Below are 11,815 nucleotides of genomic sequence, written 5' to 3' on the forward strand. Positions count from 1 at the left end.
CATTTTCCAGCTGAATTAACCACGTTCATCCTCTAACGTTGTATAGTCAATGGAATTAGCAATGTCAACTAACACTTCAGGTGTCACCTTATTTGAAACCCTTTTATCAATCCACAGCATATATTGCCAATCTTCTCTTTCGAAAGCAAGTACATTAAAACCCGAGATTTCCATATAGATTGAAGTCGTTCCTTTTTTCAATACGAAAGTCTTTAGTACACTTTCCTTTTTAACTGGAAACTTATACTGAATAGGTCGAACCGTTATTTTATAATGATGTTCAGGTAGTTGATTATTAACAAGTGTAACTTCAAAAAAATCGTTCATGTCACCATCTAGATCATTAAACCGACCAAAATGATGTGTAAAACTAATTGGAGGTACTCGAAGTGGTAGCTTTAGTCCTTGATGAAAGTGCCGTTCAAAATCGTAGGCAGCTCCTTCAACCGTTTTATAGCCTATTTCAGGATAAACTTCTTCATAAGAACTAGGTGAGTCTTTTATATAGGCATCACTAGGTTGAGAAAATAACAAATAACAAGAACTTAAGCAGAGAGAAAAAATTCTGTCCATTTTATCACCTCAGTATCATCACTTTAAACGTAGTTTTTCCCAACTCAATGAATTTATGTGCAAGCTATATTTTGTTCACTGAATTCCTTTTTATAGATATTCTCCTTTTTCGCGCGTACTTTAATAAAGAAAAAAGCAATTATTCGCACTAGTAAAATGCGAACAATTGCCTTTTTAATCTAAAAGAGTAGATGCGCAACTAATGCTGCGATTGGTAGTGAAATAATCGTACGTATTAAGAAAATAACAACTAAATCTAAAAATTTCAGTGGAATTTTTGTACCTAAAATAAGGCCACCAACTTCAGACATATAAATAAGCTGTGTAACAGAAACGACAGCAATCACAAATCTTGTCGTTTCAGCTTCAATTCCCGCTCCTAAAATTGAAGGTAAAAACATGTCAGCAAAGCCAACAACCATCGTTTGCGCTGCCTCAGCTGCTTCTGGTAAACCAAGCACAGTTAAAATAGGTTCAAACGGTTTTCCTAAAAACGCAAAAATATTAGTGAATTCAGCAAGCATTAAAGCAACCGTACCAAATGCCATAACGACTGGCGCTACACCAATCCATAAATCCAAGACATTTCTAAACCCATCTTTCAAAAATTGACGTGGATCACGATTTGCATGAGCAACGGCTAATGCATTTTCTAAGCCATGAGACACAGAATTATAGCCTTCAGGTAATTCCTCACGTGATAAATCTACCGGTGTACCGTCGATATAAGTGTCTTCTTTATTAGCAAGCGGAAAAATTCGCGGCATAACGATCGCTAACACGAGACCGCAAAGTACAACCGTTAAGTAATATGGAATAAAATAGCGTGACAAATGCACTGTATCTAATACTACGATACAGAATGTGATGGATACTACAGAAAAGCTCGTTGCAATAATGGCTGACTCTTTTTTCGTATAGTTCCCCATTTCATATTGCTTGCTCGTCATAAGAACACCAATTGTTCCATCACCAACCCACGATGTAAGTGCATCAACTGATGAACGACCTGGGCTTTTAAAGAGCGGACGCATGATTTTTACCATCATCGTTCCGAAAAATTCAAGCAATCCGAAGTTTGTTAAAAACGGTAATAGTAGGCCTGCAAATAAGAAAATCGTAAATAAAAATGTTACTAAACCACCGTCAGGGTTCATTAATAATCCACCCGTATTTTCATTGTTAATCGCGGATGGTCCAAAATTAAACACGACCATTGAGGCAAATACTAAACCAATGACTCTTATAATTGTCCAAAACCAATTTACATAAAATAATGTATATAAAATACTAGATTCCTTTGTATTATTCTGAGGAACAAATTTGGCAATGAGTGAACCAATTGCCGAAATCGCAAAAATGATTATAGTAAAGTAACTAATAATAGGTGCAACAAAACCTGCTAATAAATTTGCTAAAATAGCAATCGGAACTTTCCATCCATCTTCCGTTAAGACTGGTGTCATAAATAATAAAACACCAATAAGAGACGGAATTATGAAGAAAAAGTATGAAGAAGTAGGATATTTTTTCATCATTTAAAGCCTCATTTCTTTAGGTTTTTTCGAAGTTTTATACATCAAGCTTGTTAGGTACTTTAAAACCGCCAAGAAATGTATATCTGTATAAAGTATTGCATCATCAATCTGGCATTTCCGAGTAGTTAATGAATGATCAAATAAAAAACATTCCTTTAAAAAGTAATAAAGGAATGCCCAAACACTACTTTTTTATAATTTAAATCCTCAATGAGTAAAGTTTTTTAAAATAATCACTATCATTCATTTTTATGAGCTAAAAAATACCGTAAACCTACGATACATCGGTTAATTCTACAACAAAATGCATTTTTATTCAATCTAAAATTTAATATTATTATTATTCTCTTCTAATATTATTTGCAATTCTTTTTGTATCATTACTTTTTAACAAAGCTCATTTTTACAGTGGCTGACGATGGCTGAAAGAAGTTGAAATTTGGTGAAACTCTCCATTAATCATACCTATTTTCAATGCCTAAGAGATTTAACCAGCCCTTAATAGGCATACAAATAGACCGTATCGTCATTTATCTCATATGTTAATTATGAACCACAACTTATCAAAACAGGAGGTTTTACCATGGAAAGACATATGCAACATATGCAGCATATGCATCACATGCAGCATATGCATCACCATCATCATGCAAAAGGTCCACATTGTTGTCCACCACTTACATGTCCAACTCAATATGAGCCGCCACATTGTTGTCCACCAGAGGAATATGTACGCACAAATTACATCCATACAGTTGTACCACATGTACAGCCAGCACATGTAACAACAGTTAATAAACATATAATTGATCATCAGTATCATTTCCCTTGCACAGAGTGCGTAGTGGATGAATGTTGTGAAACTCATACGCTTTGCGAAATGCCACCTGAGCCTTGCCATATGCCACATCATCACCATCACCACATGGGGCACCATCACCATCATATGGGTCATCACCATCATATGGGTCATCACCACCATATGGGGCATCATCATCATATGGGTCATCATCAGCAGCATATGCCGTGCCACCATCAGATGGGCTATTAAAATAGAGGCGATGAGGTTACTCTGTACATGATGGTTTCTTACATCATAACTTGTTTATAATGTTACGCTTATTATAAAAATGTACATTACTAAATTCCAATTTTAGTAGTGTACATTTTATTTTTTGCTGCTTAACATTCCTACTAGGACTTTAAAAAAGTCTCTACACCATTTTTAATAACGGCGAACCCATTCACTTACAACCCTATCTGTCACTCCGATTCTTCCACGATTTCAATCATAGATTCATCTCCATTTAAGTATCGATGGACTGCTTGAATCGTTGTTCGACATTTACTTTTGCCATAAAAAAACCCCCGTAAAAGTTAGATTGATGTCTAACTTTTACGGGGCAGTTCAGAGAATCCCTTACGCTTTTTTGTTCTTAGTTGATCTCAGTTTCTAATGTTTCTTTCCAATCTTGTCCATAGTCATCTTCATCAAGAACAACGTTATAAATTTTCCATTTTCCATCATCACTTTTCTTAAGATGAGCAATTCCTGATAAGTCAATTTTCATGTCAAAAGACATATCTGGCGCTGTCAAAGATACTTTATATACTAAGTTATCAATGCGGACTTGAGCAAAATGATTATTTACAGAAACAGCATTAATCGCATATTCACCAATCTGTTCCTTCTTGAATATAGCATCTGAGTCTTCAAACATACCTGCCATATCCAAACTATCAAGTGAATAAGCTAATTGGTAACCAATTGTCGTGTCACGATAAAGTGCTTTTAATGCTTTTAAGTCTTGTTGTTCAGTGAATTTCATCTCATCTTTAATGTTACGATCAACTGTTTGAATGATCGCAAGTTGATCTCCATCTTTTTCGGGCTCTAGTTGCAAGGCACGGTCAATCATCACGATAGCTTCAGCACGAGTTGCATCATTGTAAGGCTTGAAAACATTTCCGTACCCTTTGATAATTCCTACAGCTGCCGTTTTCAGAACTGCTTCATAGGCGAAATTTCCCTTTGGTACATCTGGGAATACTTTTCCTGTTGCTGAAAAATCAAGCTTTGACTCGAATGCACGGTAAATCATGACTGCCATTTCGTTACGAGTAATCTTGTCATTCGGTCGGAAAGTACCGTCTGGTTTACCATTGATAATGCCTTGGCTACTAGCAACCTTAACAAACTCGTAATACCAATTCGCCGGTTTTACATCAGGGAACGATTTAACTGATTCACCTGCACGTAAATTCATCGAATTTACTAAAATTTTAGTGAATTCAGCACGAGTAATCGAATTTTTTGGTTTTATAGAGACGGATGTGTATTCATATTCCTCTCCATCTTCTTCAAACGATTCTGTTTCCACATATCCGTCTATGATATCCGAATACAAGAAGCGTTCCAATTCATTGTATGCCCAATGATCGTAATCAACATCCTCCAAAAAATACATATCGATGGATTTTTCTGCTGCTTCTGCTGGCGAAACAGAAATTAGTCCAAACAATACAAGGGAAGATAAAAAAACATATATTGCTTTCATTGGTTTGTTCCTACTTTCTTCTATTAAAATTTTACCAATAGACATAGTTTACATGACTGCTACAAATATATATAGAGTGCAAAATATGGAAATATAGAATGTTTTTGAGAAAGACGATACAAATAAAATTAGTCGTATTCCTTATGAAAATCTAGTGGAGGTTTTATTCGCTACAGATTTGGTTACATTAGAGGATCATTACGAACCGAAAAAGAAAGTATTTCAGGGAAAAGGGCATTTCTAGAGGGCGACGGAGTTTGATTATGAGGAAGAGCATGAATTGCTGAATTCCTCTTTTAGTGAAATTGATTTTGAAATGGCCTATCAAATTGAAGTGGAACGAATAAAGAAAGAAGGGAAATTAGATAATTCGAAAGGTGAAAAAGGTTCGAAAGTTCTAATCACAAATAAAAGCTGAACTAATGCAGAAATTAGTTCAGCTTAAAAATAATTCGCTATAAAGTTGTACATTTCATAAAGAATACTGATGTAACAAGCGAATTACTTAACCTCTTGACTTTTAATTGACTTCCCTGACGCTAAAAATGGTTGTTGAATGCATTTTTCATCAGTCTATGTATCTATTTATTTCTTTTTTTGTAAAATAATTAAATCTATTAGTGACCAAATGAAGAATAGTAATGGTAAACCACTGATGATTAAAAATGGAAAAAGAGATGCCGACATAGCAACGATTAAAAACGCTACTGGAATTGTGGCTAAAAAAATCAAGAAATTAATCACACATGTAAATTTATAATACTTTAAAGAAGCTTCTACAGGTTCTTTTTTTCTGAAAAAGAAAAAAAAGATAATTTGATAAAGATAAAAAATTGATATACTTATTAATCCAAACGATGATACCGTCTCCATTTAATTCACCTCTTTTAAAATAATAATGCACGAAGTCAAGTGTGTATAGGGCGTATAAGAAAAACTTAAATTTTTATGATTAACTTAGCTTTTATGTATTGATTTGCGTTCTTTTTATTATTTTGAAGACCTTCTTTGAACATAAAAATTTAGCTGATTTAGGTCTGAAGATACTACATAAAATAATGTACGTTCAGGCTGGGCGCACAAAAAAACGTTGGAGCATCATAGCTCCAACGTTTTTAATTAGTACATTTTTAAATATTGATCGCGTTCCCATTGGTGTACTGTTGTACGGTACATGTCGAACTCGATTTCTTTCGCTTCTTTAAAGTTTGCATAAATATGCTCACCTAAAGCTGCTTGAGCTACTTCATCCTTAGCAAGTAATGCTAAAGCATCATCAAGCGCTGGTGGTAAGTTTGCGATACCATTCGCTTTACGCTCTTCATCAGACATCACGTAGATGTTTCGGTTAATAGCAGCTGGTGGTGTTAAGTTTCGACGGATCCCTTCAAGACCAGCTTCTAAAATAACAGCCATCGCTAAATACGGATTAGCAGATGGGTCCACAGAACGTACTTCTACACGAGTCGAAAGACCACGTGCTGATGGGATACGGATCAGTGGTGAACGGTTTTGAGCTGACCATGCTACATAACATGGCGCTTCGTAACCAGGTACAAGACGTTTATAAGAGTTAACTGTTGGATTTGTCACAGCTGTGAAGCCTTGAACGTGAGCAAGAACACCTGCCATGAATTGCATTGCTGTTTCAGAAAGACCTAGTTCAGTTGATTCATCGAAGAATGAATTCTCTTTACCTTTAAATAATGAAACATTAAAGTGCATACCAGAACCCGCTTCACCGAATAATGGCTTCGGCATGAATGTAGCATGTAGACCGTGTTTACGTGCAATTGTTTTAACAACTAATTTGAACGTTTGAATATTGTCACAAGCTGTGATTGCGTCTGCATATTTGAAGTCGATTTCGTGTTGTCCAGGAGCTACCTCATGGTGAGATGCTTCAATTTCGAAGCCCATTTCTTCTAGCTCTAGCACAATATCACGACGGCAGTTTTCGCCAAGATCGGTTGGTGCTAAGTCGAAGTAACCACCGTGGTCGTTCACTTCTAATGTCGGTTCACCTTTTGCATCTAATTTAAATAAGAAAAATTCTGGTTCAGGTCCTAAGTTGAAGCTTGAGAATCCCATATCTTCCATTTTCTTAAGGATACGTTTTAAGTTATTTCGTGGGTCACCAGCAAATGGCTCTCCTTTAGCAGTGTATACATCACAGATGAAACGTGCTACTTTCCCTTTTTCAGAAGTCCAAGGGAACACTACGAAAGAATCTAGATCAGGATATAAATACATATCTGATTCTTCGATACGTACGAAGCCTTCAATGGATGAGCCATCAAACATCATTTTGTTTTCTAGTGCTTTGTCTAATTGACTTACAGGAATCTCAACGTTTTTGATTGTGCCAAGAATATCTGTAAATTGTAGACGTATAAAGCTTACATTTTTTTCTTCGATTAGACGTTTAATGTCCTCTTTAGTGTATTTACCCACAGTTTTCCACACTCCTATAAATTGTCTAGCTTTTTATCATTACTCTACTCTATTAATAAAGACATGAATGATGTTGCCTTTTATTAATAGAATCGAGATAAATCCCCGCGACGGATGGATGATTTTTGCATGCGCTGCGCTTGACGCACTTCTTCACGCATGATGTTACGTAATTCTGAGTCACTTAAATCACGTTCATCTGTTGAAACAGGCTCATTCTTTTTAGCGAACAGCTTTTTAATTTTCGCCATGTTCATGCCCTGATCCAAATAATCTTTAATTTCCAGCAGTGTATCGACGTCATTTAATGAAAACATTCGACGGTTGCCTTCTGTTCGGTGCGGCTCAATTAAATGGTGTTCTTCATAATAACGAATCTGACGTGCCGATAGCTCTGTCAATTGCATTACGATATTCATTGATAATAACGGCATAGTTCGTCTAATTTCACGACTCATTTAAGTTCCCCTCCAATACTCGCTAATCATATAACGAAAAATTTATAGTGTCAACCACCCATGTAAGCTTTCCTGACATGGATTAAATTTATTTTTTTGAAATGATGAAAAATTGTAAAAAACTAAACTTAATATCCTAACGTGTGGTTGATTCCCGCTTCGCTTTCGCTACAGACAACATTTGTTATTGTTGCTATCGCTATGCTTTCGCATAGAGCAAAACTTAACTGCGGGCTTCGGGGCGCCAGTGTTTTTTTCATTCATTAGTAAAAAAACTATTCAAAATGGAATTTTTGAATAGTTTTTCGTTACTTATTTTTGGATTTTTTGAACAGCACTACAAATAGCAAATTTTACGTGCTCGTATGTTAACCCACCTTGAATAAAGGCGGTAAATGGCGGACGAATAGGACCGTCTGCTGTGAGCTCAATACTTGAACCTTGAATGAAAGTTCCAGCTGCCATGATAACATCATCTTCATAGCCAGGCATATACGCTGGCTCTGGTGCATAATGCGCATTAATTGGTGAGTTTGCTTGAATTTCACGGCAAAAAGCAATCATTTGTTCCGCCGTTTGGAAAGAAACCGATTGAATTAAATCCGTACGATTCGCATCATACCTTGGCGATGTATTCATGCCTATTTCCCCCAGCATAGCAGCTGTGAAAACGGCACCTTTTAATGCTTGAGATACAACATGTGGTGCAAGGAAAAATCCTTGATAGAAATCACCGAGCGTATTTAATGTTGCCCCTGCTTCAGCACCAATACCTGGCGATGTCATACGATAAGCACATTTTTCTACTAAATCTGCACGACCCGCAATATAACCACCAATTTTCGCTAAGCCGCCACCAGGATTTTTAATGAGCGAGCCTGCTATTAAGTCCGCCCCAACCTCTGTCGGTTCCTGTGCCTCAACAAATTCTCCGTAGCAATTATCAACAAAAATAACTGCGTTCGGTGCTAATTCACGGATCTTTGCACACATTTCTGCAATTTGCGAAATAGTAAAGGATGGGCGTGTTGCATAGCCCTTCGAACGTTGGATAGCAATCATTTTTGTGTTTGGTGTAATTGCAGCTGCAACACCTTCCCAATCGATCTCTTGATTATTCAATAAATCCACATGGCTATAACCGATTTTATAATCTTTTAACGAGCCAGTATCCTTGTCTCCACCATCGACTATTGATTGCAATGTATCATACGGCTGACCCGAAATATAAAGTAATTCATCACCAGGACGTAGTACTCCGAATAAGCTAAGTGTGATTGCATGTGTACCAGAAATAATTTGCGGGCGTACAATGGCAGCCTCCGCTCCAAAAACCTCTGCATAAACACGTTCTAGATTGTCACGCCCCTCATCATCATAGCCATAACCGTTAGATGGGTGCAGATGATAATCACTTACTTGATGCTTTCGGAATGCAGCAAGCACTTTTTGTTGATTGAAGAACGCCATATCTTCTACCTTTGCATGAAAAGGGCGTACCTTTTCTTCTATTTTAGCAGCTAACGCTAATGTTTCTTCTGATAAATTGGTTGTAAAAGTCATTATGTTCTTCTCCATTTCACATTTGTTCAAATCTTATCTTAACAATTTGTGAGCTTGCCTGCAAAAATTGCTTGCGTTTCTAATTGCATTGAGGCGCTAATTAGGCGCTAAGTTAAATTACAAACTATATCTATTTATTTCTGCTATAATTAGATATTTAATTAGGTATGTTGATTGACCATTTTTATACATCCGAATTAATTCAAAGAGGCTGATTTCCGCTGCGGGCGAGCGTCAAGTCGCTTCCTTCGCTGCGTTACGTGCAGGGTCTCGTCTGCCTCGCTTTTCCCGTGGGAGTCGAGTAACCCTACGCTACAATCAGTTAGAATGGGAGTATACTAGCAAACTAGAAACAAAAAATCCTTTATCGCTCAATAATCAACCTATTTTTTCCCAATCAATACTCCCGATATTTAATATCTGATAATTCTAAATCATAAGTCTATACTTTTCTTTGCAAAAACTTCTAGATACAAAAAGGTAACATTAAAGTTTTCTACTATGTAATCTACAACAACATGAAATGATTGTTTCACATAAGGGGTGAAAGGGTTGGCTTGGGAGGTTTTTAGTATCATTGGAACAATTGCCTTTGCTATTTCCGGGGCAATAATTGCAATGGAGGAAGAATACGATTTATTCGGTGTCTATATACTCGGTATCGTAACTGCTTTTGGTGGTGGAGCTATACGAAATCTACTCATAGGTTTACCTGTAACAACACTGTGGGGGCAAGATATGATGTTCCAAATTGCCATTGCAGCTATTACGTTATTTTTCATATTTCCGCACCGACTTATTCAGCATTGGCATCGTTGGGGTAATTTCACCGATGCTATTGGATTATCGGCATTCGCGATTCAAGGTGCTCTCTATGCTGTGAAGCTCGACATGCCTATTAGTGCGGTTATTATAGCTGCTGTCTTAACAGGGTCAGGTGGTGGAATTGTTCGAGATTTATTAGCTAGACGACAACCATTAGTCCTCCGTGATGAAATCTATGGGGTTTGGGCAGCACTAGCCGGGCTTATTATCGGACTTCAACTATTTTCAGGTGATATTTTTTTATATGTATTATTTGGTATGATCACCGTACTAAGAATATTTTCATATATGATGAAATGGCGTTTACCGTTACGGAGGTTGCATCGGGCATAGCTATACCGTTGCATATTAACAAGCCCAAATGTCAGATTTGGGCTTGTTTTGAATTTTTGTTATTTCACAAACGCCTTGCATCCACAGCAGCGACAATAAGTACCTAAAGATTAATAGATCTACTTTTTCAACAGTAGCATAGCTTCCTCTAATGTAGTCATGTTTTTCATCATAGAGCATGCTGCGTCCAAAATAGGAAAGGCTAAAGCTGCACCAGAGCCTTCACCCAATCGCATATTCATTTGTAGCATCGGTTCAATTCCGAGCATTTCAGCGGCAATTTTTGCACCTGGTTCTTCAGAGGCATGAGAAGGAATAATATAGTCTTTGACGTTTGGCTCAAGTTCGTATGCAATAAGAGCTGCAATAGTAGAAATAAAGCCATCAATAACAACTGGTTTTCGATGTGCGGCGGCAGCAAGTATTACTCCTGCCATAGCGCCTATTTCTAACCCTCCAACTTTTGCAAGAATATCAATAGCATCATGACGATTTGGTTTATTTAATGCAATAGCATTGTAAATAACCTCTACTTTATGTGCAATCCCTCCTGGTCCAACTCCTGCACCGAAGCCTGTCACTTCATTCGGGTGACACTCGTGAAGAACCGATAATATAGCAGCACTAGGTGTTGTATTACCGATACCCATTTCACCTGTCCCGAGTACATTTATCCCTTTTTTAATTTCTTCCGTAGCTACTTCAATTCCTACTTCAATGGATTGAATGGCTTCTTCTCTTGACATGGCAGGTCCTTTTGCCATATTGTCCGTACCGTATTTAATCTTTTTAATGATGACTCCGGCATCATGTGGCACATCTTCTTTTACGCCAACGTCTACCGTGACAATTTTAGCATCTGTGATTTTTGCGATAGCACAGACACCAGTTCCGCCTCTAGGAAAATTTAATGTTTGGAAGACCGTCACATTTTGTGGATTCGGTGTCACTCCTTCATCACAGACACCATGATCCGCGGCACAGACAATAATTGCTTTATTATCAATTGCAGGATATAGTTCACCTGTAATACCAGATAGTTGCACAGCTAGAGTTTCCAGCTTTCCCAGACTACTAGGTGGCTTGCAAAGTGCATCTATGCGTTCTCTTGCCTGCCCCATCATTTTGTGGTCGGCACTTTGAATGTTGTGGATCGTTTGTTGTAATAATTGCATGAAAATTTCCCCTTTCTTTTTTGCCCTCGTTACTCGAAGAATGATTTTGAGAAAAAAATAAAAAGCCTGTAGTTTATCCATAACAAATAAACTACAGACTTTTCCATCGTCTATATAATACGAAGCAGATAGGCAGGTCTCCTGGCTCAATTTCAACATTTCATAGAACCTTCCCAGAACGATGCTAGTGGCATTCTCTATGAAACTCCCTTTTTACAGTGGTGGGACCGCTAAAGCTTTTCACTTTATTCCCTATTCTCCCGCAGTGGGCACCTAACGCTTTTATGCAATTACTTTAAATCTACGGCAAAGTGTTTAATGTGTCAACATTTCAAATG

The 11,815-nt window shown here is 37.2% G+C and carries 11 protein-coding genes and 1 riboswitch; of the genes, 3 read left to right on the forward strand and 8 right to left on the reverse strand.

Annotation, left to right across the window (positions count from 1 at the left end):
- Positions 1-15: 15 nt before the first annotated feature.
- Both ABNX05_RS10415 and ABNX05_RS10420 read right to left on the reverse strand, forming a co-directional pair.
- Positions 16-534, reverse strand: coding sequence for a hypothetical protein (locus ABNX05_RS10415; protein WP_349659664.1), 519 nt, complete (start codon positions 532-534; stop codon positions 16-18).
- A 218-nt stretch (positions 535-752) separates the two neighbouring features.
- Positions 753-2,108, reverse strand: a complete 1,356-nt coding sequence (locus ABNX05_RS10420) for a YjiH family protein (protein WP_349659721.1) — start codon at positions 2,106-2,108, stop codon at positions 753-755.
- A 586-nt stretch (positions 2,109-2,694) separates the two neighbouring features.
- On the opposite strand from ABNX05_RS10420, the gene ABNX05_RS10425 reads away from it, so the two are divergent.
- Positions 2,695-3,162 carry a CotD family spore coat protein gene (locus tag ABNX05_RS10425; RefSeq protein ID WP_349659665.1) on the forward strand — a complete coding sequence of 156 codons (468 nt, stop codon included), beginning with the start codon at positions 2,695-2,697 and terminating at the stop codon, positions 3,160-3,162.
- 385 nt (positions 3,163-3,547) lie between these two features.
- Here the strand turns inward: ABNX05_RS10425 and ABNX05_RS10430 are convergent, their stop codons facing one another.
- Positions 3,548-4,669, reverse strand: a complete 1,122-nt coding sequence (locus tag ABNX05_RS10430) for an S-layer homology domain-containing protein (protein ID WP_349659666.1) — start codon at positions 4,667-4,669, stop codon at positions 3,548-3,550.
- Positions 4,670-4,949: 280 nt separating this feature from the next.
- Between ABNX05_RS10430 and ABNX05_RS10435 the strand changes: the two genes are divergently transcribed.
- Positions 4,950-5,087, forward strand: a complete 138-nt coding sequence (locus ABNX05_RS10435) for a hypothetical protein (RefSeq protein WP_349659667.1) — start codon at positions 4,950-4,952, stop codon at positions 5,085-5,087.
- 167 nt (positions 5,088-5,254) lie between these two features.
- On the opposite strand, the gene ABNX05_RS10440 is transcribed toward ABNX05_RS10435, so the two are convergent.
- The 4 genes from ABNX05_RS10440 to ABNX05_RS10455 form a co-directional block, all read right to left on the reverse strand.
- Entirely contained in the window at positions 5,255-5,542 is a 288-nt protein-coding gene (locus ABNX05_RS10440) for a hypothetical protein (protein ID WP_349659668.1), read from the reverse strand.
- Positions 5,543-5,788: 246 nt separating this feature from the next.
- Positions 5,789-7,123 (reverse strand): type I glutamate--ammonia ligase, encoded by a 1,335-nt coding sequence (gene glnA, locus ABNX05_RS10445; protein ID WP_349659669.1) that lies wholly within the window; start codon positions 7,121-7,123, stop codon positions 5,789-5,791.
- Between the two features lie 83 nt (positions 7,124-7,206).
- Positions 7,207-7,581: a MerR family transcriptional regulator gene (locus tag ABNX05_RS10450; RefSeq protein ID WP_079560583.1), complete on the reverse strand. Its 375-nt coding sequence runs from the start codon at positions 7,579-7,581 to the stop codon at positions 7,207-7,209.
- 312 nt (positions 7,582-7,893) lie between these two features.
- Positions 7,894-9,144, reverse strand: coding sequence for a methionine gamma-lyase family protein (locus ABNX05_RS10455; protein ID WP_349659670.1), 1,251 nt, complete (start codon positions 9,142-9,144; stop codon positions 7,894-7,896).
- A gap of 552 nt (positions 9,145-9,696) precedes the next feature.
- Between ABNX05_RS10455 and ABNX05_RS10460 the strand changes: the two genes are divergently transcribed.
- Positions 9,697-10,302 (forward strand): trimeric intracellular cation channel family protein, encoded by a 606-nt coding sequence (locus ABNX05_RS10460; protein WP_349659671.1) that lies wholly within the window; start codon positions 9,697-9,699, stop codon positions 10,300-10,302.
- Between the two features lie 119 nt (positions 10,303-10,421).
- Here ABNX05_RS10460 and cobT read toward each other — a convergent pair whose 3' ends face one another.
- On the reverse strand, positions 10,422-11,477 hold the full coding sequence (gene cobT, locus ABNX05_RS10465; protein WP_349659672.1) for a nicotinate-nucleotide--dimethylbenzimidazole phosphoribosyltransferase: 1,056 nt from the start codon (positions 11,475-11,477) through the stop codon (positions 10,422-10,424).
- Positions 11,478-11,591: 114 nt separating this feature from the next.
- Positions 11,592-11,769, reverse strand: a riboswitch (cobalamin riboswitch).
- Positions 11,770-11,815 lie beyond the last annotated feature (46 nt).

The sequence above is a fragment of the Lysinibacillus zambalensis genome (assembly GCF_040183165.1).
Lineage (GTDB): Bacteria > Bacillota > Bacilli > Bacillales_A > Planococcaceae > Lysinibacillus > Lysinibacillus zambalensis.